Raw genomic sequence first — 23367 nt, 5'->3', positions numbered from 1 at the left:
GCTGTATGGCTGAAATCAACCCTGCGCTTTACACCGCGAGGCCGTTACAACCAAACTAATTACTTAATATAAGTAATTGTCTTTGAGAGAGCATGCAAGCGTCACCGACAAAAATACGCCTAAAGTTTTATCCTTTCTCTGTATCCGAGGTGTATATTTTCACTAACAGCGACAGCAATTGACGTCGCTCTATTTCGCTAAGTGATTGAGTTGCATTGATATCACTTTGTTCAGCCAGCCCCTTCAGCTGTTCGGTCAAGGCTTCGCCCTTTTTGCTAAGAAAAATCCCGTGGGAGCGCTTATCCCGCTTACAGCGCACCCGTAAAGCCAACCCTCTCTCCTCCAGATTGTTAATTAAGCTAACGATTCTGGGTGGATCAATGTCCAGCACCTTGGCTAAATTGGTTTGGGTGATGCCGGGATAGCCTTCAATCACCACGAGCGAAGAGAACTGGGCAGGGCGTATCTCATGCTCCTGCATGGCCTCATTAAAATGTTTAAAAACAGTCAACTGCGCCCTTCTCAAGGCGTAACCAAGGCGATTTTCAAGCACCAGACCGGCGACAGACGTCGGCTCTTTTTCATCGGGCTCAACTTGTTGAACGGACGTACTCTTTTTCGATTTGGCCATGCGTTAATTCCTGTCTCATTTAAATAATTACAACCAAGGTCTTAAATCAGCATCCTAGCTAATCATCTAGTTAACCACTATAACTATATTCGCCAAGATGACAGCACACAACAAATCCAAGATTTTTCGCTATGGAGCTATTCATGTCTCTCCCCCCTCCGCTGACTGACACCTTACAAGAGTTCCGACTACACGGAGGCGATGTCCCTACCTACCCCCGTAACATGACCCAGCGCCTTGCCCATTGGGCAAGTAAAACATCACAGCAACCCTTCTTAGCTGAGCGCCAAGAAGGCCCGCACAGGTGGCGAACGCTTACCTTCGGTGAAGCATTGCCACAAGTAAAACGCTTGGCACAAGCACTGATTGATCATGGCCTGTCGACGGAGCGGCCGTTGATGGTGCTGTCGGGAAATAGCATTGAGCACGCATTACTTGCCTGTGCCGCTATGCATGTGGGCATTCCTTACGTGCCGGTGTCACCCTCCTACGCGCTACTATCGGAAGATTTCGTTAAGCTGCGGCATGTGGTGGAACTGGTGACCCCGGGGATGCTATTTGTCGATGAGGAGGCGCGCTTTAGCCGGGCACTGGCGGCCGTTTGCGATAATGGCGTTACCTGTGTAGCCAAGATACCCGCACAGAGAGCCCTGACCTTTGACTCCCTCGTCTCGACACCGGCGACTCACGATGTAGAGAATGCCCACGCCCGCGTAACACCTGACACTATCGCCAAACTACTGTTTACCTCAGGGTCGACGGGCATGCCCAAGGCGGTGATTAACACCCACCGTATGCTGTGTAGCAATCAAACCATGCTAGCGAAACGGCAGAGCTTTCTAGAGCGGCACCCACCGGTATTAGTCGACTGGCTGCCCTGGCATCACACCTTTGGCGGCAATACGATTCTGGGGATGGCGATCCACAACGGGGGCGCTTTATATATTGATGATGGCAACCCCACTGCTCAAGGGGTTCAGCGAACTATAGAGAACCTGCGCGAGGTGTCGCCCACGTTTTACTGCAATGTCCCCAAGGGGTTCGAAGCGCTGGTCGAGCACCTGCGCAACGATGACTCCCTGCGCGAGGCCTTTTTCCACGACCTGCAAATGCTGCACTTCGGGGGCGCCGTGCTGCCCGCTCATGTGCGCGCTGCTCTGGAAGCATTAGGCAAACAGACACGCGGAGCTCCCGTTCCCATGTTGACGGGGCTCGGTTCCACCGAAGCATGCCTGGCCTTTTGCACCGAAGAGCCCAGCGACACACCAGGGTTGATCGGCCACCCTGTCCCGGGCATGACGGTGAAGCTGGTGGCGAAGGACGATAAGTGGGAGGCACGTCTTAAGGGGCTCAACATCACGCCGGGGTACTGGCGCGATAAACAGCGAACCAACGAGGCGTTTGACCACGAAGGGTACTACTGCACAGGGGATGCCATGCGACTCATTGACCCCGACCACCCCGAACGTGGGCTAATCTTTGACGGTCGGCTAAGCGAGAACTTCAAACTGGTGACCGGCACCTGGGTCAATGTGGGCACCCTGCGTCTACATCTCGTCGAACACTTCGCCCCACTCGCACAGGACATCGTGGTGGTCGGCGAAGGACGTGACTACCTGACCGGCATCGTCGTGCTGAACCTTCCTGCCTGCCAACAGCAGCTTGGCTCAGGGAAAACGCCGCTTGAGGTTCTGGCCGCAGACCCCAACCTGCAACAGTGGTTCGCAAAGCGCCTGGCGACCCACTGCCGTGGCCAGTCAAGCTCCATGCGGTTGGAGCGCCTATTGCTGCTCGACCAGCCGCTTTCCGTTGATCGTGGCGAATTGACCGACAAGGGATCGGTGAACCAACGGCTCGTTCGCGAGCGCTACACGGATCTCGTGGCGTGTCTCTACGCTGAACCACCCCAGGATCCACGCATAATCCTACCCTCTACTAGCCCAGCGTCTTAGCACTGGTACTTTTAGATAGCCATAAGTGACCTAAAAAAGCTGGCAAAGCGCCAGCCTAAAACGTGATCGAAACAGCGCTAAAGCACTTACACAGCCACCTCACTGCAAAGCACAGATCGTTAGAACTGGAAGGTGGCACTCGCTTGAAGGCGACTCGCATCGTTGGAGACACCATTGACCTGCTCGATATCAGCGTGCTGGTACTCAAGACCCAGCGCCATACGCTCGGTCACATCCCAAATCACATTGGCAAACCCGTAGTCGAGCGTTTCAAAATGATCGCCATAGCCTGCGGGCAAGTCTTGTTCAAGCCGCGAAACACCCACAGAACTGAACCAGCTATCCGTCCAGTGGTGATTCAATGAGAGGCCAAACGCCTGGGTTTCAATCGCTTCAAGGTCGTCACCCTGTACATAGACGTCAGGCGCATTACGGTGCCCTACATTGCCAGGGTTACCCATGTAGTTACCAATACCCTCGCCATAGGTGGCACTGCCTTTCAAGCTGGTTGAGGTATTAAAGGGCAAATTGAACTGCGCCTGCACCCCATAGCCCGTGACTTCATCATCAATAGTATTGGTGATATTATTGGTCGAAAGTTGACGTGCTATCCCCGATAGCGCAAATAAACGCTTGTATTCATAGCGCAGCGTCAAATCTGGCAGCTGGCTCTCCCCATCGGCCACTGACGCATCATTGCGGGCGATGACCGTCGTGGGGTTTTCCAATGCAGCCGAGAAACTCCCTTCTCCAACAGGCTGCGTATAGCGCAACTGGGCCTGCCGCTCGAAGGCATAGCCCTTAGGATCGCCGAGCGCCAGGGTGCGCGTCCCGCCCACAAAGCTCATGAAATTTGACCACGTTTGCCCGGCGAGAAAACCGTTCAGCTCGCCATACGCATGGCGCAACCCGAACTTGCCATCAGGCACAAAGTGCCCTTCGAAGTAAGTAGATAAACGCCCATAGTCAGTGGCGGTATGGGTGCGGAAATTCAGGCGGGACTCATAGGCCGTAAAGCTGGTTCGACCATCGGTTCTATTGCCTGGGTCCATCACGGCGTAAGGATCGGTCGATGTACCCAGGTCATAGTCGAAATCGTAAAACGCATCGAGCTTAACGTACCCCCCAAAAGCGATATCAGTTTTGGTGCCTGGAATATTAATCGTTGATCGGTGATTCCATGGCGGGCCTACACGGCTTGGCTCACCAGTCACAACGGGTTCTCCGGCTTCTACAACATCAAACGCATGGGCCTGGGCAGCAAGCGCACAGGGAGCAAGAAGGGCGCATGTAACAAAGTGGTTAATTTTCATTGTTTGTCTCTGCTATTGGTCGTAATGGTTAGCTGTAATTGTTCTTAATGCGAATTTTGATCCGCATTACGTACCAAGCTGTAAAAAAAACCTCCATCTGTCAAACAGAATGGAGGCAGGACACCTTGGAGAACACATAAAGCATTGAATATAAATAATTTTACATCGTTAATACTTTGGTTTAATTATATATAATAACTAAATAGCCAGACAATTTTTTACTCTTGACCAGCCAGCAACTCAGGGTAACGCAGCCCGATCAGCGCATGCTCGCGCATCAGCATTTCTGCGCGCGCGCCTTCCCCTGACTTAAGTGACTGAAATATAAGCTCATGATGGAATTGAGCCAACTGCAACTTTTTAAACTCTCGCGCCAAGTCAGATTCGTCGATAATGATCGAGTCAGCAGCAGCAAAGGGCAAATGATTATTCCTTGCAATGGCATCCGCCACGACATCGCTGCCAATGGAGTGAATGATAGTGCCGTGGAAATGTGCATTCAGCTCACTCCACTGGTTAATATCTGATTCCAAAAGGTATCCTTTGGCGATAAGCACCTTTCCTTCTTGGATCCAAAATTTCAACTCCTTATCGACATTGTCCGAAACACCCTGCTCTGCCAGATGCCGAGCGGCCAGCCCTTCCAGCACCCCACGAACCTCCACCGCGCAGTGCACATCCGCCTGAGTAAACTCACGTACCATAAACCCACGCTTGCCCGCCTGCTGCAGCAGCCCTTCTTGCTCCAACGTCCTAAAAGCAAGCCTTACCGGCGTTCTCGAGACCCCTAACTGCTCCGCGACCGCGACTTCACCAAGCCGTTCCCCAGGCGCATATGCCCCCTCGCTGATCAATTTACGCAGCCGACTGACGACACTTTTATCGTTGTTACTCATTTATTTTTTCCCTCATATCAACACGGTATTGCTCACCATTAGCGAACTATACGAAAGTATAGATTGACTACCCAAACCTTCCTCGCCTTTACTTTGGATCCAATAAAGATAATTACAACGCTAAACCAATAAGGAGTTTACCGTGACTCAACAAGCCCCCTTTCCCTTAAATACTTGGTACGTCGCCTGCACCCCTGAAGAACTGGCAGAGAAGCCACTTGGGCGAACTATTTGCAATAAACAACTAGTTTTCTTCCGTGGTGACGAAAACCGTGTGGCCGCCGTCGAGGATTTCTGCCCCCACCGTGGCGCGCCGCTCTCCTTGGGCTTCGTCCGTGATGGCAAGTTGGTTTGCGGTTACCACGGCCTTGAAATGAACTGCAGCGGCAAATGCGACAGCATGCCCGGCCAGCGGGTTCGCGGCTTTCCAAGCAATCGCGCCTATCCCGTTGAAGAGCGCCACGGCTTTATCTGGATCTGGCCCGGCGACCCAGAGAAAGCGGACGCTGACCTGATTCCCGAGCTGCACTGGGCCAACAACCCGGACTGGGCGTATGGCGGCGGGCTCTACCATATTCAGTGTGAATACCGCCTGATGATCGATAATCTCATGGACCTTACCCATGAGACCTATGTGCATGCCTCCAGCATTGGCCAACCCGAGATAGAGGAGGCGGCGCCGGAAACAACGGTGAACGGCGATGAAGTGGTCACCAGCCGCGAGATGGAAAATATACCCGCGCCGCCCTTCTGGCAGGCCGCTCTAAGGGGTAACGGGCTCGCTGATGACGTGCCTGTCGACCGCTGGCAAATCTGCCGCTTTACGCCTCCAAGCCATGTACTCATCGATGTCGGCGTGGCCCACGCCGGTAATGGAGGGGCAAACGCACCGGCCAATGTAAAAGCCTCAAGTATCGTGGTCGACTTTATCACTCCGGAGACGGATACCTCTATCTGGTACTTCTGGGGCATGGCCCGCAACTTCAAGCCGGAAGATCAGGCGCTCACCGACAGGATCCGTGAGGGCCAGGGCAAGATCTTCGAAGAAGACCTTGAGATGCTCGAGGCACAGCAGCGCAACCTGCTCAAATACCCTGACCGCCAACTGTTGAAACTCAATATCGACGGCGGTGGTGTACAGGCGCGCCGCATCATTGACCGCATTCTGACGGAAGAACGAGCGGAGGAGCAGGCAGCGCAAGCGCAGGAGACGACAGCATGAGTCACCCCTCCTTATCGCTTATCGTAGAAGTCAAAGCGCGCCGTGAGGAGGCACTTGGCATCGCCACCTTTGAGCTTGCGGACCCTCATGGTCGGCCGCTTCCGCCCTTCAGCGCGGGCGCCCATATCGACGTGCAAGTGAAAGAGGGCGTGATACGACAGTACTCACTGTGCAATCACTCTGAGGAACGGGATCGCTACCTGATCGGCGTATTGCGGGACGAAGCCTCCCGAGGAGGCTCCGTCGCCATGCACGATGAGGTTAAGGAGGGTGATCTCCTGCTGATCAGCGCCCCTAAAAACCACTTCCCGCTCAAGCCAGCTAAACGAACGTATCTGCTGGCGGGCGGGATTGGCATCACCCCGTTGCTGTGTATGGCGGAGCGGTTGGCGCGCACCGAGGCAGACTTCGAGCTCCACTACTGTGCGCGCTCCGCCGAGCGCATGGCCTTTCGCGAACGTATCAAGACATCAAGCTTTGCCGATAGAACGCACTTTTACCTGGATGACGACGCGTCCCCGCCCCTCGACCTGGAGGAACTGCTCGGTGAGCCAGAGGCTGATGCCCAGGTTTACGTCTGCGGCCCTGCCGGCTTTATCGACGCCGTCCTATCAACGGGTAAACGGTGCGGCTGGCCAGATGACCAGCTGCACACCGAGTACTTTGCAGGCGCTGAGACAGCCTCAGCAGACGACGGTAGCTTCGAGGTGCGTATCGCCAGCAGCGGCGCCTCCTTCACCGTGCCCGCCGATAAGACCGTCCATCAGGTGCTCGCCGAAAACGGCATTGACATCATGGTGTCCTGCGAGCAAGGGGTCTGCGGCACCTGCCTGACCCGTGTGCTTGAAGGCGAGCCCGACCATCGGGATTTATACCTGGAGGATCATGAGCACGCGGCCAACGATCAATTTACCCCATGCTGCTCAAGGGCCAAAAGCAAGACCCTCGTGCTTGACCTCTAACCCCGCATAAAACTTCAACCTATAAGAACAACAGACGAGAAGAGAGACCCAATGAGATCATCTACAACAACACTAAAATGCGCCCTGGCGGCCACCCTATTGACTTCTTTCGCCGTGGAAGCCAACACAACGATACGCATCGCCCATGTATGGCCTGGCGGGTCGATGATTGATAAGGAGATTTTTCAGGCCTGGGCCGATAGTGTCGAAGAAGCATCGAACGGCGAGCTGACCGTCGAGGTGTTTCCCAGCCAAACATTGGCTAAATCGGACCAAACCTACCATAGCGCCGTTACCGGTATTGCCGATGTGGGAGCGACCGCTCAGGGGTACACCTCGGGGCGCTTCCCCCTGACGCAAATCGTTGAACTGCCGGGCGTTTCGGAAAGCAGCCGCCAGGGCTCCTGTATTCTGCAATCGCTTTACGATGACGATCAGCTCGGTGATGAGTACGACGATAGCCACCCCTTGTTTATGTTCACCACAGGGCCTGGCTATTTACATACCAAAGAAGCGCTGATTGAAAGCCCCGATGATCTGGCCGGTCTGCGCTTGCGCCGCCCCACGTCGGTGGTTGGCGATATGTTTGAGCGCCTGGATGCGCAGGCGGTCGGTATGCCGGCACCGGATGTTTTCACCTCGATGCAACGTGGCGTGGTGGATGGCTTGAGCTTTAACTGGGAAGGCATGAAAACGTTTCGCCTAAACGAGCTTGCCGAGTACCACACCGAAGTGCCCCTGTATGATTTGTCCCTGATCGCGACCATGAACCCCGAAACCTATAACGGCCTGCCGGATCACCTAAAAGAGGTCATTGATGATCACAGCGGCCTTGAATGGTCAATCAAGGCATCCGCGATTTACGATGAGCTGAGCCACCAAGGGCGCCAGGAAGCAGAGGACGCCGGGCATGAGTTCGTGGCGATCGACGATAGCTTAAATGACGATGAGTGGGGCCCGGTGCTTCAAGAAACCATTGACCGTTACCTAGATGACGTAGGGGGAAATGCCAATGATATTTATCAGCGTGCCATGCAGCTAAAGCAAGACTGCGAGGTATAAAAGCGACGTTTGTTGATACCTGAGCAAAAAACGCTGCTTTTATAAGCAGCGTTTTGGTTTCTCATCCTTAACGCGATAGCACGCTAAAAATCGAAAAATACCGTCTCGCCTTCGCCCTGCAAACGAATCTCCAAACGATAGCGCACCTTGCCATCCGCCTCTTCGCGCTTGGCGATGAGGGTCTGGCGGCGCGCCGGTGACTCGATGCGCGAAAGCACCGGGCACTGCGCATTGGCGTCAGCCTCATCATCAAAGTAAAGCCGCGTTTGCAGGTGAATGTTAACCCCCCGGGCGAACAGGGTAAGGTTGATATGCGGTGCCATTAATTGGCCGCTTGCGTGCTTCACCGCACCGGGCTTGATGGTGGTCAGCGTCCACTCGCTGCCGTGATCAAAGGTCGTGGCGGTACGGCCAAAGCTGTTGAACGGTTTTTTCAGGTCGTAATCCGCATGGTAGTCGCCGTTAGCATCGGCTTGCCAGGCCTCGATAAACGCATCGCGTACCAGATCACCGTTGCCATCTATGACGGTGCCCACCACCTCGATATGTTCGCCCTCTGCCTCGGGCTTGGCCATCTCGTTCCAAATCTCTTCATCGCGCACCGGGTTGCCTGCCGCGGCCAGGGCCAAGCCGATATGCACATAGGGTCCCGCGGTTTGCGAGGCGGTCTCACGCAGCATCAACTCGCTGGTCGGCTGGCTGTTGGGTTGTTTCATGATCTCTCCCCGCCCTTATTGATTTTCAAAGTAGGTTTGCAGCTCGCCGCGTACCACGATATCAAAGCGATAGGCGAGGCAGTCCATCGGCTTGCTGTGCGCCATATCCAGCCGCCCGATCATGGTGTCCACCGCCTCGGGGTCGTTGAGCGTATGCACGATGGGGCAAAGCGGAATCAGCGGGTCGCCTTCGAAATACATCTGGGTGATCAGCCGCGTGGAGATTGCAGGCCCGGTCACCGAGACGTGAATATGCGCCGGTCGCCAGCTGTTCATATCATTGGGCCACGGGTAGGGGCCGGGTTTGATGGTGCGAAAACGGTACATCCCCTGCTCATCGGTCAAACAGCGGCCCACACCGCCGAAGTTGGGATCCAGCGGTGCCAGGTACTTATCGTTCTTATGCCGGTAACGGCCACCCGCGTTGGCCTGCCACATTTCCACGAGGGTGTGCGGTACCGGCTTGCCGAACTGGTCCACCACCCGGCCAAACATGATAATCCGCTCGCCCTGGGGCAGCCCCTGGCTATCCGCTTGGCGAAAGTTCAGCAGCAGGTCGTTGTCATGCGGCCCCATGCGCAAGTGGCTAAAATCCGGACCGGTCAGCTCGGATGCGGTAGGCTGCTGCATACTCACCAGCGCCTGCTGGGGCGAGCGCGCTACCGAGGTTTTATAGCCGGGCGCGTAGGCAGGCGGATGCCAGTTGCGGTCGCGTGCTACAAAGCGTTTGTTATCGTAGGTCATCACCCTTACCTCTCATCCATTTTTTGAACCGCTACTCGCCCCAGCCCAGCTCTTTGGCAAGCGCAAAGGCGTGGTTGGCCGCCGGAACGCCACCGTAAATCGCCACATGCATCAGCACCTGACGCAGCTCTGCTTCCGTCAGGCCGATACGCTTGGCGGTTTTCAAGTGCAGCGTTAGCTCCTCGCGCCCTAGGGCGGCGAGAATGCCGGTGGTGATCATGCTGCGTTCGCGGCGGGTTAAATCGTTATTACTCCACAGCTCACCCCAGGCAAGACGGGTAATCATCTGCTGGAAGGGCGCATCCAGGCTGTTGGCGTTGGCGGTGGAGCGCGCCACGTGCTCCTCACCCAGTACTTGCTTGCGGGTTTCCAGGCCGGTCGCATAGGCCACGCCGTGGTTAGCCACGTCACCCAAATCAGCCGCCCATACGGCAAGTAGTTTTTCGGACAATAGCGCCGGGGCTTCCACCGAAGGCACGTGGCCTACGCCGTCAAAAATCTCCAGCGCCGCGCCGTCCAGTTCCGCCGCCAGGGCTTCCAGTGTCGCGGGTGGCGTGGCCATATCCTCGCTGCCGCCAAACAGCTGTACCCTGACCTTATGAGGGACGCTCTTACCTGAAAGCTTTCCAGTGAACGTATCGCGACCGAGCATTTCACATAGCTGGGCATAGGATTCATCGTCGCCACGGCCCATCTGCACGCACCAGCCCGCTTTTAGCGCCGGACTTGCTGCAAACGCCTTGGGTGCAAACCAGCGCGGCACGATCTCTTCAGACATCGCCGCCAGACCTTCCTGGCGAACCCGGCCTGCACGGGTATTCCATAAATCCGGATTACCAATCACCGCGCCGGTGTTGGTCAGCGTAGCGGAGAGCAGCCGCTCGCTATGCTCGGCAATCAGTTGCTGGCCCACCACACCACCAATCGAGGTGCCCACAAAGTGAAAGCGCGGAGCGCCCGCCAGTTCAGCCAGCGCCAAGGGCTCAGCGGCCAGGTCAGCGGGCGTGATCCGTTCACCACTCACCGCGTGGCTGGCACCGTGGCCGGGCAAATCCCAAGTCAGCACCCGGTAGCGGGACAGCAGTGCAGGAAGCATGTCATCCCACACCGCTTGGCTCATGCCCAGTGGATGGGCCAACACCACCAATGGATTGGCCTCTGAGCCGAGCAGGCGGTACGCCACGCTGCGGCCGTTGATTGTGTGAAATGCCATACGAACTCTCCCTTCCTAAGGCGTCGCATCATGGCGCGGCGCCTAATTGGAAAATAGCGGTAAGACGGATGATCGGTGCTTAGCACCTGGAAGAGGGAAAAGACCCTACTGTTCCTATTCCTTCTTACTTCTTACCTCTTAAGCCCTTTCTATCAGCGTAGCGATGCCCTGGCCCACGCCCACACACATGGTGCACAGCGCGTAACGTTTGCCACTGGCTTGCAGCTCATGGGCGGCGGTCAGCAGCAGTCGCGCGCCGGACATGCCCAGCGGGTGGCCCAGCGCAATGGCACCACCGTTGGGATTGACGCGCGGGTCGTCGTCTTTAAGGCCCAAGTCGCGCATGCAGGCCAATGCCTGGGCGGCAAAGGCTTCGTTGAGTTCGATAATATCAATCTCATCAAGGCTTACGCCTGTGCGCTCCAGCAGCCGGTTGACCGCAGGCACCGGGCCATAGCCCATGATGCGCGGCTCAACGCCCGCCGTTGCCATGCCGATGATTTTCGCCATGGGCGTGAGGCCGTACTGTTTAACCGCCGCTTCGCTTGCCACCAGCATTGCCGCCGCGCCGTCATTGACGCCCGAGGCGTTGCCCGCCGTGACGCTGCCGCCCTCTCGGAAAGGCGTGGGCAGGCTAGCCAGTTTTTCCAGCGTGGTTTCCCGCAGGTGCTCGTCCTGATCAAAGATCAGCGGCGCCTGCTTACGGCGGGAGATCTCAATCGCCGTAATCTCTTGGGCAAAGCGTCCGGCCTGTTGCGCGGCGGCGGCTTTCTGCTGGGAGCGCAGTGCAAAGGCGTCCTGGTCTTCCCGGGAGATAGTGAACTGCTCGGCGACGTTTTCCGCCGTCTCGGGCATCGAATCCACGCCATACGCTTTCTTCATCAGCGGGTTGATAAAGCGCCAGCCGATGGTGGTATCTTCAATCTTTTGGCCGCGGGCGAAGGCGCTGTCGGCCTTACCCATGACATACGGCGCGCGGGACATGGACTCCACGCCGCCGGCGAGTGCCAGGGCCATTTCGCCTGCCTTGATGGCGCGGAACGCGGTGCCCACGGCGTCCATACCCGAGCCGCACAGACGGTTCATGGTCGTGCCGGGCACTGAGGTAGGAATGCCTGCCAGCAGCGACGACATCCGTGCTACGTTGCGGTTATCTTCACCGGCCTGGTTGGCGCAGCCCATAAAGACTTCGTCAATGGCAGCAGGGTCGAGATCCGGCGCTTCTGCCAGTACGGCTTTAAAAATCGTCGCGGCGAAATCATCCGGGCGCACGCTGGCCAGCGTACCGCCAAAGCGGCCTATGGCGGTGCGGCGTGGATGGCAAAGGTAGACGTTGCTCATCAAAAACTCCTTATTCGCCCGCGTGGGCGCGCTCGGTGCGGGCTTTCAGCTCGCGCAGAATTTCAAGCTCTTCTGTGCTGGGCTCGGACGTGCTCTCCAGCTGCTCGGCAAAGCGAATATCCCAGCCCGTCGCCTCGATCACGTCATCACGGCTAACGCCGGGGTGCAGCGACACCACCACCAGTTCTTTGGTCTCCGGGTCAGGCTTCATGACGCACAGATCGGTGATCACTCGGGTAGGACCTTTGCCGATATTAGGCACGTTATCGCGCCCTTTACCGTCGCGGCCAAAGCCTAGCGTGGTGACGAAATCGACATCCTGCACAAAGGCGCGCTTGGAGTGCTTGAGGGTGATAAACACTTCGCCCGCGTTGGTAGCAATTTCCGGCGCCCCACCGCCGCCCGGCAGGCGCACCTTGGGGGCTTTGTAATCGCCGATCAGCGTGGTATTCAGGTTAGCAAAGCGGTCGATTTGCGCGGTGCCCAAGAAGCCCACGTCCACCTTGCCGCCCTGCAACCAGTAGCGGAACATTTCCGGCACCGCCACGGTGGTCAGCGCCGATTCACACAGCTCGCCGTCTCCAATCGAGAGTGGCAGCACCTCGGGCTTGGTTTGCAGCGTGCCGGACTCATAAATCAGCACCACATCAGGAGCATGGGTAAGACGCGCCAGGTTGGCGGCTTCTGACGGCAGGCCAATGCCCACAAAACAAGTCATGCCGTTTTCCAGTGCGCGTGCCGCGGTTACCGACATCATTTCAGAAGAGGTGTATTCCGGGCTCATTAGGCTTTCTCCCCCGCATGATTGTGAACAACATTAAAGACGTTCTCATCGAGCCACTGGGTAAAGGTGTCACGGTCGCGGGCAATGGCATCCCACTCTTTGTAGAAGCGGTTGCTGCGGCCGTAATAGCCGTGGGTATAAGAAGGCAGCGCGCCTTTCTCGGCGACGGCAATGGCACTGACTGCCCAGCCTGGAATGACGCAGGCATTGGGGTGGGTGTTCAGGTCGTCGACGATCTCTTCCACCGTGACGATGCTGTGCTTGGCCGCCAATATGGCTTCTTTTTGAACCCCGACAATGCCTTCTACCAGCACGTTGCCCTGGCGGTCTGCCCGCTGGGCGTGAACAATCGAGACATCCGGACGCACCGACGGCACCGCGGCCAGGCGCTCACCGGTGAAGGGGCATTCGATGAATTTGATCTGGTCATTGACACTGGGCAGCTCGCTGCCGATATAGCCGCGAAAAACCGCCAAAGGAAGACCTGCGGCGCCCGCTTCAAAAGCGCAGGCCATGGCCGCGTGGCTATGCTCCAGAATCTCGATTTTGCGCGGCCAGCCTTTCTCCACCGCATCGCGTAGGCGGTGGAGGGAACCAACCCCCGGGTTACCGCCCCAGGAGAAAATCACTTTTTTCGCGCAGCCCGCACCAATCAGCTGATCGTAGATGATATCGGGGGTCATGCGAATCAGCGTCAGATCGCGCTTTTTCTGACGTATCACTTCGTGGCCCGCCGCGAAAGGAATCAGGTGGGTAAAGCCTTCCATGGCCACGGTAGCGCCGTCTTCAACGTAGCGGGCTACCGCGTCATGCAAGCTTAAAAACTCGGCCATGATGAATGCCTCTTAGCTGGACGTGACAAACTTGTTGGTTCTTGTTCGTTAAACGAACATAGATTCTCTATACGAACAAGTTACTGCCGAACGCTAATCGGGTCAAATCCGCTGGCGTTGACGAGGGCAACACCTCACCACACCGGGTTGTTAGGCGGGCATTTAAATATTTTATTTTCAAATAGTTATTCGTTATTCAGCCACTTTTTTGCACGCTCGACCTGACGCGTGCTGCTACCAAGGTATAAAGCAGGGTTGCAGGCCTTGATGAGCGCATCGGTGTCAACGGCGCTTTTTACATCAGGGCGCTCGGCGAGGACGTCTAAGTAGGGGCGGCCGGACAGACGGGCGGTTTCAGCCGCCTCAGCGCTGGTCGCTTTTGCCGCGTCTGGCCCAAGCCGAGGGGAGAGCAGGCGTGCGACGGGTTCGGCCATAATGCCACCCCCAGTGGCGGCTAAGTTGCGCTGCATGTTTTCGGGGTAGACTTCCAGGCCTTCGAGCAGCACCGCCATCTGCTCAAGTGCGCCTTCCACCAGCAAGGCGCTGTCGACCAAAGGCGCCCATTCCGCATGCCACTCCCCCAGCCCGCGCTCAAGCGGCTGGGCAGCAGCGTTCAGCAGCACACTGGTATGGCCATGCACCTGCCTAGCCGCGCCACGAATCAGCGCGCTGCGCACCGGGTTGCGCTTATGCGGCATGGAGGACGAGTCGCCCATGCCCGGTGCCGAGGGCTCTGCCACCTCGCCGACTTCGGTTTGCGTCAAGAGAGCCACATCAAGGGCGATTTTTTCAGCGGCTCCGGCCACCGCATCTAACGCCGTACTCAGCGAATGCACGGGGTAGCGGTCGGTATGCCAGGGCAACACGGGGGCATCTAAGCCCAACCGCTCGGCCAGGGCGTCCATCCATTCAAGTCCCTGCACGTCCCAGCCAGAATGCACACCCACTGCGCCACCAAACTGCACGGGGAGTTCAACAGTGCTTAAACGGCGACGGGCTTGCTCCAAGCCGATTGCCCAGTGGGCTACCTTGACGCCAAAGGTGATTGGCAGCGCCTGCTGCATTAAGGTGCGCCCCACCATGGGCGTGTCGGCATGAGCGCTCATCAACGCCGTCGCTGCCGAGCGGCAGCGCTGTAGCAAATCATCCAGCGCCGCTAGGCGTGGCTTAAGCAGCAGCATTAATGCGGAGTCGACCACGTCCTGGCTGGTTGCGCCTTGATGCCAATAGCGCTTAATTTCATCGGCAAGCAGCGCCCGTCCGTGTTTCACAAAGGGAATCGCCACGTTGCCGCCGCTTGCGATGCCCGCCGCGATCTCTTCGCTATCGAAGGCAGTGTGTTCCAACTGGGTGCGCATCTGCTGGCTAACGCCCTGGGGCACAGCACCGCTGGCTTCCTGTATCTCGGCCAGCGAAAGCTCAAATGCCAACATGGCACGCACCATAGCGTTGTCATCACAGGCTTCTAGCGCGTGCAGACTCATAAACGGATGCTTTAAAAATCCAGCAGGCATGGGCAGCAGCCTCCTTTTAACGGTACACAGGAAAAAGTTGCACATATGTTCGTCATTCGAACTATACGCTAAATAGGCAGGCGCTCACTTGCAAACGTTAACCTACGGTGGCTCGTGCTCACGAGTGAGGCAGTGTCTCGTCAGCGCGCACGTAGCGCAGCACCATATCAGTCACGTGTTCTTCTAACTTTTGTTGATTTTCCGGCGCGGCCTGCTGCCAATCAAAAATACGCGAAAAGGTATGCTGGTTTGAGACATTAAAAAATGACAGCGCACTAATCAGCCAATGCAGCTCCCGCGGGTCTAGCCCTTCGCGAAAACACCCTTCCTCGACGCCACGGAGGTACACGCTAGTGAGCACATCAATTACCCCTGCATTGAGCGATTGAATCAACTCTGACTGCGCCAAAAAGCGGCCATGATGAATATTTTCGATCATTACCAGACGAATGAAATCGGGGTTTTTGGCGTGGTGGCAAAAGGTAAACCGAACTAGTCGACTTAGCGCCTCAAGCGGGGCTAAGTGGTCAAGATCTAGCTCCGCCTCCTGCAGACGCACTTTCTGGTAGGCAGCTTCAAGCGTATGAAGGTAGAGCGTTTCCTTATCATTAAAATAGTAATAAATCATGCGCTTGGAAGCGCGGGTTTTCTCGGCGATTTCATCGATCCGCGCCCCTGAGAGGCCCTTTTCTGAGAATTCGCGGGTGGCCACCGCCAGGATATCGGCGCGCACGGATTCGGGGTTATTTTTACGCCGTTGCTGCGCGGAAGGGGGGCTGGCCTTGGTCGAAGTGGCTGTCATAGAGCGTGCCTTTTGTTGTCATGGTCATCTTTTGTCTAGTATGTCACAGCTTGACTGAACGTACCATTTCGTACATTGTTAATTGGGACAACATGGAAAGGCCAAGCACGCCACTGTTTTAAGGCTTTTTCACCCCATACAACGGCCCGACAAGAGGACAATAACAATGTCTCTGCATCCGCTATTTGCACTAAAACAAACATCTATGAAACACACACTAACGGCTGCCGTGGCTGCCGCCACGCTGATTGCCGCGGCGAATGCCTCTGCCCAGACGCTACGCTTTGCCCACGTTGATCCCGATGACTGGACCACCTCGAAAAAAGGTGCGGCCGCCCAGGTATTCAAAAACTTGGTAGAAGCCGAAACGGATCTAGAGATAGAGCTATACCCGGCTGGCTCATTAGGCGATGAAACCGAGCTTATCGAAGGCGCGCAGGATGGCACTATCAGTATCGCAATGGTTTCCGGTGCCTATGCCAATTTCTGCCCTGCGGTCGCCGTCACCGATATTCCTTACACCTTCCCGTCAGCGCCGGTGGCGTGGGAAGTGATGGACGGCGAGTTCGGCACTTCCCTGGCCGAGCATTGCTTAGAAGAAACTGGCTTGCGCACGCTAGCCTACGGCGAAACCGGCTTTCGCCACTTCACCAACTCCGTTCGCCCGATCAATTCACCGGAGGATATGGAAGGCCTGAAGTTTCGCGTGCAAACCATTCCTCTTTACGAAGAAATGATAAAGGGCCTTGGGGCTGAGCCGCAGGGCATCTCCTGGGGTGAGGTACCAACGGCGCTCTCTACTGGCGTAGTGGATGGCCAAGAAAACCCCATTTCGGTCATTTACGGCAACAATTTTTATGAGTTTCAAGATTACCTCACGCTAGACCGCCACGTTTATGGCGTCGATCATATTCTGATCAGTGATGAACTCTTCCAGTCGCTCTCCGAAGAAGAACAAGCCGCGGTGAAGCGCGCCGCTGTCGTTGCGGGCACCACCGGCCGTGCAGTCCAGCAGTTCAACTCGGCCGAGGGCATCGCCAAGCTGGAAGAAGAGGGCATGGAAGTGACCCAGCCCAACGCCGAGCAAATGGAAGCCTTCCGCGAAGCCGCCCAGCCTCCGGTGCAGGGCTACCTGCGCGATGAGCTTGGTGATGATGCCGAGTGGATTGAGCGTCTATCTTCCTCTGTGGAAGAGGCCTCCGAGCGTTTCTAACCCTCGCCTGATTCAAGTGCTTTGCGAGTGGGCCTTATACGCCCACTCGCATCTATGCTTGCCTGACAAACGATAGAAGGTGCTTTTATGTCTCATCTTCTCGCCCGAATACATCGTGGCCTGATCTTGTTCAATGGCAGCTTGGCAGGACTTGCCATGGTGCTGATTTTCCTGTTGGTCGCGGGCAATGCCTTTGCACGCTATACCTATGGCGGCTCCATTACCTGGGGCGAAGACACCGCCATCTACCTGATGATTTACGGTCTGATGTTTGGCATGTCTTGGGCGTACCTACAGGACAAACACATCGGGTTTGACCTTATTCGCCGCCTGCTACCGCCGAGCTGGGTACGCTGGCAGGCTGTTGCTGTCGATCTGGCGGTGCTGGTGATCGGCATAGGCCTGATGGTGTCGGCGGTTGAATTTATCGCCTCCCGTGGTGGGCGCACCTCCTCAAGCACGGGCATGCCGATGTGGCTATTTCAGGCGTCAATGCTGATTGGCGGCGGGCTGCTTAGCCTTTCTGCGCTGGTCATGGCTGGTCGTCGCCTGACCGACCACGACGGTCAGGAGGCATCATCATGATTTTTGTACTGCTTTTAGCCCTCATATTACTGGGCGTGCCGTTTGCGTTCGCTATTATCGGCACGCTTACCGTGCTGATGAGTACCGGCGATTTGCCCTACCACATTCGAATCGTCTCGCAGCAGTTTTTCGGTGGGATGGAATCCTTCCCGCTACTGGCGATACCGCTGTTCATTTTGGCCGGCGAGCTGATGAACGAAGCGGGTATTACGCACCGTATTATTAACCTGGCCACGGCGATCGTCGGCCGCCTGAAAGCCGGGCTGGCACACGTGAATATCTGGGCGTCGGTGATTTTTGCCGGGCTTTCAGGTTCAGCGATTGCCGACACCTCCGCGCTAGGGCGGGTGTTCGTCCCGGCGATGGAAAAAGAAGGCTATCCGCGCGATTTTTCTGCCGCCCTCACCGCTGCCTCATCGGTGATTGGCCCAATTATTCCACCCAGTATCCCGGTGATTATCTACGCGCTCACGGTCTCTGGTGTGTCGGTACCGGGGCTGTTTTTAGCCGGTATCGTGCCGGGGCTCCTTCTGGCGCTAGGGCTTTCCATTTACGTTTACTTTTTTGCCGGCGATCTGGGGGCGACGCAATTTAAGCAGCAATCACGTCGCCGCGCATTGCTCCACGGCCTTTTGCCAGCGCTGATGCCGGTATTTGTGGTCGGGGCGATTCTCATCGGTATCGTCACGCCCACCGAAGCAGCCGCCTTTGCCGTGGTCTACGCGCTGCTTCTCGGTGTGGTGCTCTACCGCAATATCAAACTGGTTAACCTGCCGGGCATTTTCGCCCGCGCCATGCGCGATAGCGCGGTCATTATGGTCATCATGGGTGCGGTCGCCGCAGCCAACTGGGTTCTAACCTTCGAGCGCGTGCCCAACATGCTCACTGAGTGGGCAATGATGAGCATCGACACCCAGTGGGCCTTCCTGATTGCTGTCATTTTGCTGTTGCTGGTGGTTGGGCTGTTCTTGGAAGGCATCGCGGCTATTTTGGTACTGGTGCCGATTCTGCACCCCATCGCCATGGCACTGGGCATCGACCCTCTTCACTTCGGCATCGTGGTGATCTTCAACCTGATGATGGGGCTAATCACACCGCCGATGGGGCTCTGCCTGTTTGTCGCCGACTCGGTCTCCGGCGTGGGGATGGGGCCCATTATCCGCCGCATTCTGCCGATGCTGGGTGTGCAGTTTTTAATCCTGCTGCTGATTACCTTCGTGCCTGAGCTGGTGACCTTCCTACCGCGCCTGGCGGGTTACTGATGTCAACCAATGATAGGAGCGTGATGCCATGTACTCGTCCATTGCCACGGTTTGCCTAAGCGGCTCACTGGAAGAGAAGGTAGAGGCCATCGCTCAGGCTGGCTTTGAAGGGCTTGAGCTGTTTGAAAATGACCTAACGGCGTTCCCCGGCACGCCGCGCGAGGCTGGCGCGTTGATTCGCGCCCGTGGTCTCAAGCTGGTCACCCTGCAGCCGTTTCGCGACTTTGAAGGCCTGCAGGGACGCGCACGCCAGACAGCGTTCGACCGCGCCGAACACAAGTTTGACCTGATGGAAGAGCTCGGCACGGATCTATTGATGGCGTGTAGTACCGTTCATCCTGATTCGCTGCCAGGCTTAAGCCGCGCCGCCGATGATTTCTATGAGTTAGGCGAGCGTGCCGCCCGGCGTAACCTGCGTGTGGCCTATGAGGCGCTGGCCTGGGGCCGCCATATTCACGACTACCGGGACAGCTGGGAAGTGGTGCGCCGCGCCGCCCACCCCAATGTCGGTCTTGTGCTGGATACCTTCCATATCTTCTCGCGCCAGACGGAACTGGGCACCGTTGGCCGCATTCCCGGGGATCGCATATTTCTGGTTCAGACCGCCGATGCGCCGCGTCTTTCCATGGATCACCTGTCGTGGAGCCGCCACTACCGCTGCTTCCCCGGCCAGGGTGAGCTGCAGATGGATAAGTTCATGGCCATGCTGGACGAGACACGTTACGACGGCCCGCTGTCCCATGAAATCTTCAACGATGTGTTCCGCATGGGGCACAGCGACCAAACCGCACGTGACGGTTTGCGTTCCTACCATTTGCTGCGCAGCATGCAGGTCGACAGCGGCATCCCTGTGCCGCAGCCAATTGAGTCGGTCGCCTTTCTCGAAATCGCCGTTGAGCCTGACGATCTAGCCCCGCTACGCGAGTTGCTCAGCGCCCTGGGCATGGCTTGCGTGGGGCGCCACCACACGCTGAATGCCGAACGCTGGGCCGCGGGCGACGTTAATCTGGTGCTTAACACCGAGGCGAGCTTCACCGGCCGTGTGCCGGGTCGCGACGCCACCGCTGTCACCGCAATCGGCCTGCGTGTGGGCAACGCTTATGAAGCGTTTAAGCGTGCAGACAAGCTGGGCTACGATATTGTCGAGCCAGAAGACGTCGGTGCCAGCCACCGCATGAGCGCCCTGCGCAATGTGGATGGCAGCCTCTCCTACATCATTGACGACTCACAACTTAGCCGCACATGGGATCGTGAATTCCCTGTCGATGTGCAGCCCGTCCCCCAAGGGGCACTGGTGGATATCGACCATATCAGCGTGGCCCTCTCCTACCACGACTATCTCTCGCTGATGCTGCAGTACCGCGCTATTTTCCAGCTGGAGCCGACGCCCTCCTTCGATGTAACCGACCCACGCGGGCTGATCCAAAGCCAGGTACTGCAAAACTATAACGGCCGCTTTCGGCTGGCGCTTAACGCCAGTGCCTCGCCGGATACCGCCAGCAACCGTTTTGTGCGCCAGTACGGCGGCTCGGGCATTCACCACGTCGCCCTGCGAACAGCCTCGATGCGCGACACCAGCGCAGCACTAAAGCAGGCGGGCACGCCGGTGCTGCCGATTCCCGGCAACTACTACCGCGACCTGGCCGCACGCTTCGACCTCCCAGCGCAAACTCAAGCATGGATGCAGGAGCACCACATCCTTTTTGATCAGGATAGCGGCGGCGACTTCCACCAGCTGTATACGCAACCCGGCCGCCAAACGTTCTTCTTCGAGCTAGTGCAGCGTGAAGGTTACCAAGGGCTGGGCGCGCCTAATGCCTTTGTGCGCGTCACCGCGCAGCAGCGCCTGGAAGCGGCCATTGACGAAAACGCTCAGAACATTGACCAAGACACGGGAGGTAGCCACGCATGATCAAACTTGGGCTGGTAGGCGAAGGCATTGCCAAATCGCAATCTCCCGATTTGCACGAACGGCTGGGCGCTTCGTTGGGTGTGCCGGTGCGCTACGATTTAGTGGATAGCCGGGGCGTTGAGGATTTCGATTTTCGAAGCGCGATACAAACGCTGCGTGCCGAGGGCTACCGTGGCACCAATGTTACCTTCCCCTTTAAAGAGAAAGCCGCACAGCTGGCCGATATCCGCGGTGAAGGAGTGCGCCGGGTAGGCACCGCCAACACGCTGCTGTTCGATGAACACGGCCTGCGTGCTGAAAATACCGATTACACCGGCTTTATCAGTGCCTACCGCTACTCCTTTGGCAACCAACCCGCAGGCGATGTGCTATTGATTGGTGCCGGAGGCGTGGGCCGCGCGGTGGCATGCGCCCTGGGCGAACTCGCTGTCAGCTGTATCCACATTCTTGAGCGCGACAGCAAACGAGCACAAAGCCTTAGTCGTGACCTTAACAGCATGGGCATTACCGCCGATTGCGTTACCCCAGAGCAGGCGCAGCAAGAGCTGCCCAATTGGCAGGGCGTGGTCAACTGCTCGCCTATCGGCCATATCAATCACCCCGGCTGCCCCATCGACACCGCCGGCTTGGGTGCTCAGCACTGGGTGTTTGATGCGGTGTACATTCCGGCTCATACCGAACTGTTAAATGCCGCTTACCAAGCCGGTGCTAAAACGCTGTCGGGGGTTGATCTGTTCGTGTTTCAAGGTGTGGATGCGTTTCGCTTTTTTACCGCTGAGTCTATCGATGCTGAGCAGATTGACCCGCATGTCATACCGCTACGTACCCACTATTTCGAACAGCTCGTTACCCCAAAAGCTAGCAACGTGCCATAAAACTTTGACCATGAATCTCTTATCGTGAAATTCTGGCAAAGTCACGTGCGATCATTCGTTATTCGAACACCCCATTCTTAGTACGCTAAAGAGACCACTATGCTCGCCATTCTTGCCATTACCACGCCGATTTTCCTACTGATTGGCACAGGGTATCTGGCAAGATGGAGCGGCATTATCCAGCATGACCAAATGCAGGGCGTGGGGGTTTTTGTGCTTTACTGCGCGCTACCCGCGCTGGTGATTCGCGCATTAACCCAGCAACCGTTAGAAGACATTTTTAAGCTGAATTATCTGGTGGCTTACGGGCTTGGCTCGCTGGTGGTGTTCGCTGGAGGGCTGTGGCTTGGCATTAAGCGCCAGCAATTATCGCTTAACGCAAGCGCAATGCAGGCACTGGGAATGGCCGCCGCCAATAGCGGTTTTGTAGGCTACCCAGTGGCGGCCATGGTGATTGGTTCCCCAGCAGCGGTGCTGTTGGCCCTTAACATGGTGATTGAAACGCTAATTATTATCCCCACCGCTCTGATACTTGCCGAAATGGCCACCCAACAAGGGGCGAGCGTTTGGAAGACAGTTAAGCAGACGGCTCTCAGCCTGGCGAAAAACCCCGTGCTGGTGGGTTTATTGACTGGCATTGTGATCGCCGTGACTGGCACAGCCATTCCCGGCCCGCTGTACAAAGCAATCGATATGCTGGCCGAATCCGCAGGTCCAGCGGCGCTATTCGTGATTGGCGGCGCACTATTTGGCCTTAAGGTCAAAGGCATGGCCAGAGACGTTGGACAAATTGTGATCGGCAAACTGCTGATTCACCCGCTGGCGATTTTCAGTGCCTTTTGCTTGGTGCCCGGCATCGACCCAGTTTACAAAGCCGGTGCCATCCTCTTCGCTGCTGCGCCGATGATCAGTATTTATCCGTTGTTCGGCCAACGCTATGGGCTGGGCGGCGTCAGTGCCGCCGCCATGCTGGTGGCAACGGTCGCTTCTTTCTTCACGCTGAGCTTGATTATCTGGTGGATGACGCTAGCAGGATTACTAACTACGTAGTAACCCAAGGCTCAGTTCGCAGATTTTATAATAGCCTCTAATGCTGCTTGATAGCCCTGTGTGCCTAACCCGGCAATCACGCCGTCGGCGCGCAGCGAGACGTAGGAGTGGTGGCGGAAGCTTTCGCGCTTGTGCACGTTAGAGATATGTACCTCAATCACTTTGCCTTCAAACGCATTGAGCGCATCGAGAACGGCCACCGATGTGTGAGTATAAGCCGCCGGATTGATGATGATCGCCTGGGTGCCATCGGTACGCGCGGCGTGAATGGCATCAATCAGCTCGCCCTCATGGTTGCTTTGCAGGCAGTTAATATCCCACCCAGCAATCACGGCTTTTTCCCGCAAAGCGTTGTTAACATCTTCCAGCGTTTCATAACCGTAAATTTCCGGCTGACGTGTTCCCAGGAGATTTAGATTGGGACCATGGAGCACCGTTACCTTTGGCTGACTCATTGACTGATATCCTTTCTTAGCGACATATCA

The 23367-nt window shown here is 56.8% G+C and carries 22 protein-coding genes; 10 read left to right on the top strand and 12 right to left on the bottom strand.

What is annotated here, in order from left to right; all coding sequences use genetic code 11:
• Nucleotides 1-127: 127 nt before the first annotated feature.
• Nucleotides 128-631 (bottom strand): MarR family winged helix-turn-helix transcriptional regulator, encoded by a 504-nt coding sequence (locus tag GA0071314_RS19055; protein ID WP_074398278.1) that lies wholly within the window; start codon nt 629-631, stop codon nt 128-130.
• 143 nt (nt 632-774) lie between these two features.
• On the opposite strand from GA0071314_RS19055, the gene GA0071314_RS19050 reads away from it, so the two are divergent.
• A complete protein-coding gene (locus GA0071314_RS19050) occupies nt 775-2583 on the top strand; it encodes a feruloyl-CoA synthase (protein ID WP_074398277.1) in 1809 nt (602 codons plus the stop codon).
• Nucleotides 2584-2702: 119 nt separating this feature from the next.
• On the opposite strand, the gene GA0071314_RS19045 is transcribed toward GA0071314_RS19050, so the two are convergent.
• Nucleotides 2703-3896 carry a DcaP family trimeric outer membrane transporter gene (locus GA0071314_RS19045; protein WP_074398275.1) on the bottom strand — a complete coding sequence of 398 codons (1194 nt, stop codon included), beginning with the start codon at nt 3894-3896 and terminating at the stop codon, nt 2703-2705.
• Between the two features lie 218 nt (nt 3897-4114).
• A complete protein-coding gene (locus GA0071314_RS19040; protein WP_074398273.1) occupies nt 4115-4792 on the bottom strand; it encodes a GntR family transcriptional regulator in 678 nt (225 codons plus the stop codon).
• Between the two features lie 142 nt (nt 4793-4934).
• Between GA0071314_RS19040 and GA0071314_RS19035 the strand changes: the two genes are divergently transcribed.
• The 3 genes from GA0071314_RS19035 to GA0071314_RS19025 are packed head-to-tail and all read left to right on the top strand — an operon-like array spanning nt 4935 to nt 8038.
• A complete protein-coding gene (locus tag GA0071314_RS19035; protein ID WP_074398272.1) occupies nt 4935-6014 on the top strand; it encodes an aromatic ring-hydroxylating dioxygenase subunit alpha in 1080 nt (359 codons plus the stop codon).
• Entirely contained in the window at nt 6011-6976 is a 966-nt protein-coding gene (locus tag GA0071314_RS19030) for a PDR/VanB family oxidoreductase (protein ID WP_074398270.1), read from the top strand. The genes GA0071314_RS19035 and GA0071314_RS19030 overlap by 4 nt, the downstream gene beginning before the upstream one ends.
• A 51-nt stretch (nt 6977-7027) precedes the next feature.
• Nucleotides 7028-8038 carry a TRAP transporter substrate-binding protein gene (locus tag GA0071314_RS19025; RefSeq protein ID WP_074398268.1) on the top strand — a complete coding sequence of 337 codons (1011 nt, stop codon included), beginning with the start codon at nt 7028-7030 and terminating at the stop codon, nt 8036-8038.
• A gap of 83 nt (nt 8039-8121) precedes the next feature.
• Here the strand turns inward: GA0071314_RS19025 and pcaG are convergent, their stop codons facing one another.
• From pcaG to GA0071314_RS18985, 8 genes are all read right to left on the bottom strand, one after another.
• Nucleotides 8122-8754 (bottom strand): protocatechuate 3,4-dioxygenase subunit alpha, encoded by a 633-nt coding sequence (pcaG, locus tag GA0071314_RS19020; protein WP_172822117.1) that lies wholly within the window; start codon nt 8752-8754, stop codon nt 8122-8124.
• 15 nt (nt 8755-8769) lie between these two features.
• A complete protein-coding gene (pcaH, locus tag GA0071314_RS19015; protein ID WP_074398266.1) occupies nt 8770-9498 on the bottom strand; it encodes a protocatechuate 3,4-dioxygenase subunit beta in 729 nt (242 codons plus the stop codon).
• A gap of 31 nt (nt 9499-9529) precedes the next feature.
• Complete coding sequence (locus tag GA0071314_RS19010; protein WP_074398265.1) at nt 9530-10711, bottom strand: alpha/beta fold hydrolase; 1182 nt, start codon at nt 10709-10711, stop codon at nt 9530-9532.
• A gap of 138 nt (nt 10712-10849) precedes the next feature.
• A complete protein-coding gene (gene pcaF / locus GA0071314_RS19005; protein ID WP_074398263.1) occupies nt 10850-12052 on the bottom strand; it encodes a 3-oxoadipyl-CoA thiolase in 1203 nt (400 codons plus the stop codon).
• A gap of 10 nt (nt 12053-12062) precedes the next feature.
• Complete coding sequence (locus GA0071314_RS19000) at nt 12063-12836, bottom strand: CoA-transferase subunit beta (protein ID WP_074398261.1); 774 nt, start codon at nt 12834-12836, stop codon at nt 12063-12065.
• Complete coding sequence (locus GA0071314_RS18995) at nt 12836-13669, bottom strand: CoA transferase subunit A (protein ID WP_074398260.1); 834 nt, start codon at nt 13667-13669, stop codon at nt 12836-12838. Before GA0071314_RS18995 ends, GA0071314_RS19000 begins: the two co-directional genes overlap by 1 nt.
• A 185-nt stretch (nt 13670-13854) precedes the next feature.
• Nucleotides 13855-15183, bottom strand: coding sequence for a class-II fumarase/aspartase family protein (locus GA0071314_RS18990; RefSeq protein WP_074398258.1), 1329 nt, complete (start codon nt 15181-15183; stop codon nt 13855-13857).
• A gap of 118 nt (nt 15184-15301) precedes the next feature.
• Nucleotides 15302-15985: a TetR/AcrR family transcriptional regulator gene (locus tag GA0071314_RS18985; RefSeq protein WP_074398256.1), complete on the bottom strand. Its 684-nt coding sequence runs from the start codon at nt 15983-15985 to the stop codon at nt 15302-15304.
• 205 nt (nt 15986-16190) lie between these two features.
• Here GA0071314_RS18985 and GA0071314_RS18980 point away from each other — a divergent pair, with 205 nt between their 5' ends.
• The 6 genes from GA0071314_RS18980 to GA0071314_RS18955 all read left to right on the top strand — a co-directional run bounded on the left by GA0071314_RS18980 (nt 16191) and on the right by GA0071314_RS18955 (nt 22882).
• A complete protein-coding gene (locus GA0071314_RS18980) occupies nt 16191-17198 on the top strand; it encodes a DctP family TRAP transporter solute-binding subunit (protein WP_074398597.1) in 1008 nt (335 codons plus the stop codon).
• An 87-nt stretch (nt 17199-17285) separates the two neighbouring features.
• Nucleotides 17286-17783: a TRAP transporter small permease gene (locus GA0071314_RS18975; RefSeq protein WP_074398254.1), complete on the top strand. Its 498-nt coding sequence runs from the start codon at nt 17286-17288 to the stop codon at nt 17781-17783.
• Nucleotides 17780-19045, top strand: a complete 1266-nt coding sequence (locus GA0071314_RS18970) for a TRAP transporter large permease (RefSeq protein ID WP_172822116.1) — start codon at nt 17780-17782, stop codon at nt 19043-19045. Before GA0071314_RS18975 ends, GA0071314_RS18970 begins: the two co-directional genes overlap by 4 nt.
• A 28-nt stretch (nt 19046-19073) precedes the next feature.
• Nucleotides 19074-20957, top strand: coding sequence for a bifunctional sugar phosphate isomerase/epimerase/4-hydroxyphenylpyruvate dioxygenase family protein (locus tag GA0071314_RS18965; RefSeq protein WP_074398251.1), 1884 nt, complete (start codon nt 19074-19076; stop codon nt 20955-20957).
• The gene (locus GA0071314_RS18960) at nt 20954-21832 is read left to right on the top strand and encodes a shikimate dehydrogenase family protein (protein ID WP_082934301.1); all 879 of its coding nucleotides are present in this window, start codon (nt 20954-20956) and stop codon (nt 21830-21832) included. The genes GA0071314_RS18965 and GA0071314_RS18960 overlap by 4 nt, the downstream gene beginning before the upstream one ends.
• Before the next feature lie 99 nt (nt 21833-21931).
• Nucleotides 21932-22882 carry an AEC family transporter gene (locus GA0071314_RS18955; protein ID WP_074398250.1) on the top strand — a complete coding sequence of 317 codons (951 nt, stop codon included), beginning with the start codon at nt 21932-21934 and terminating at the stop codon, nt 22880-22882.
• A gap of 11 nt (nt 22883-22893) precedes the next feature.
• Here the strand turns inward: GA0071314_RS18955 and aroQ are convergent, their stop codons facing one another.
• Nucleotides 22894-23337 (bottom strand): type II 3-dehydroquinate dehydratase, encoded by a 444-nt coding sequence (gene aroQ / locus GA0071314_RS18950; RefSeq protein WP_074398248.1) that lies wholly within the window; start codon nt 23335-23337, stop codon nt 22894-22896.
• Between the last annotated feature and the right edge of the window lie 30 nt (nt 23338-23367).

Origin of the sequence: Halomonas sp. HL-93 (genome assembly GCF_900086985.1) — a bacterium.
In the GTDB taxonomy this organism is placed as follows: Bacteria; Pseudomonadota; Gammaproteobacteria; order Pseudomonadales; family Halomonadaceae; genus Vreelandella.
Note: the sequence above shows the minus strand (reverse complement) of the source record. Positions and strands in the feature narration are given on the sequence as shown.

What these genes read in the sequence shown, in the direction of transcription:
- GA0071314_RS19055 (WP_074398278.1), bottom strand. Translation starts at nt 631, where the DNA reads ATGGCCAAATCGAAAAAGAGTACGTCCGTTCAACAAGTTGAGCCCGAT.
- GA0071314_RS19050 (WP_074398277.1), top strand. Translation starts at nt 775, where the DNA reads ATGTCTCTCCCCCCTCCGCTGACTGACACCTTACAAGAGTTCCGACTA.
- GA0071314_RS19045 (WP_074398275.1), bottom strand. Translation starts at nt 3,896, where the DNA reads ATGAAAATTAACCACTTTGTTACATGCGCCCTTCTTGCTCCCTGTGCG.
- GA0071314_RS19040 (WP_074398273.1), bottom strand. Translation starts at nt 4,792, where the DNA reads ATGAGTAACAACGATAAAAGTGTCGTCAGTCGGCTGCGTAAATTGATC.
- GA0071314_RS19030 (WP_074398270.1), top strand. Translation starts at nt 6,011, where the DNA reads ATGAGTCACCCCTCCTTATCGCTTATCGTAGAAGTCAAAGCGCGCCGT.
- GA0071314_RS19025 (WP_074398268.1), top strand. Translation starts at nt 7,028, where the DNA reads ATGAGATCATCTACAACAACACTAAAATGCGCCCTGGCGGCCACCCTA.
- pcaG (WP_172822117.1), bottom strand. Translation starts at nt 8,754, where the DNA reads ATGAAACAACCCAACAGCCAGCCGACCAGCGAGTTGATGCTGCGTGAG.
- pcaH (WP_074398266.1), bottom strand. Translation starts at nt 9,498, where the DNA reads ATGACCTACGATAACAAACGCTTTGTAGCACGCGACCGCAACTGGCAT.
- GA0071314_RS19010 (WP_074398265.1), bottom strand. Translation starts at nt 10,711, where the DNA reads ATGGCATTTCACACAATCAACGGCCGCAGCGTGGCGTACCGCCTGCTC.
- pcaF (WP_074398263.1), bottom strand. Translation starts at nt 12,052, where the DNA reads ATGAGCAACGTCTACCTTTGCCATCCACGCCGCACCGCCATAGGCCGC.
- GA0071314_RS19000 (WP_074398261.1), bottom strand. Translation starts at nt 12,836, where the DNA reads ATGAGCCCGGAATACACCTCTTCTGAAATGATGTCGGTAACCGCGGCA.
- GA0071314_RS18995 (WP_074398260.1), bottom strand. Translation starts at nt 13,669, where the DNA reads ATGGCCGAGTTTTTAAGCTTGCATGACGCGGTAGCCCGCTACGTTGAA.
- GA0071314_RS18990 (WP_074398258.1), bottom strand. Translation starts at nt 15,183, where the DNA reads ATGCCTGCTGGATTTTTAAAGCATCCGTTTATGAGTCTGCACGCGCTA.
- GA0071314_RS18985 (WP_074398256.1), bottom strand. Translation starts at nt 15,985, where the DNA reads ATGACAGCCACTTCGACCAAGGCCAGCCCCCCTTCCGCGCAGCAACGG.
- GA0071314_RS18980 (WP_074398597.1), top strand. Translation starts at nt 16,191, where the DNA reads ATGAAACACACACTAACGGCTGCCGTGGCTGCCGCCACGCTGATTGCC.
- GA0071314_RS18975 (WP_074398254.1), top strand. Translation starts at nt 17,286, where the DNA reads ATGTCTCATCTTCTCGCCCGAATACATCGTGGCCTGATCTTGTTCAAT.
- GA0071314_RS18970 (WP_172822116.1), top strand. Translation starts at nt 17,780, where the DNA reads ATGATTTTTGTACTGCTTTTAGCCCTCATATTACTGGGCGTGCCGTTT.
- GA0071314_RS18965 (WP_074398251.1), top strand. Translation starts at nt 19,074, where the DNA reads ATGTACTCGTCCATTGCCACGGTTTGCCTAAGCGGCTCACTGGAAGAG.
- GA0071314_RS18960 (WP_082934301.1), top strand. Translation starts at nt 20,954, where the DNA reads ATGATCAAACTTGGGCTGGTAGGCGAAGGCATTGCCAAATCGCAATCT.
- GA0071314_RS18955 (WP_074398250.1), top strand. Translation starts at nt 21,932, where the DNA reads ATGCTCGCCATTCTTGCCATTACCACGCCGATTTTCCTACTGATTGGC.
- aroQ (WP_074398248.1), bottom strand. Translation starts at nt 23,337, where the DNA reads ATGAGTCAGCCAAAGGTAACGGTGCTCCATGGTCCCAATCTAAATCTC.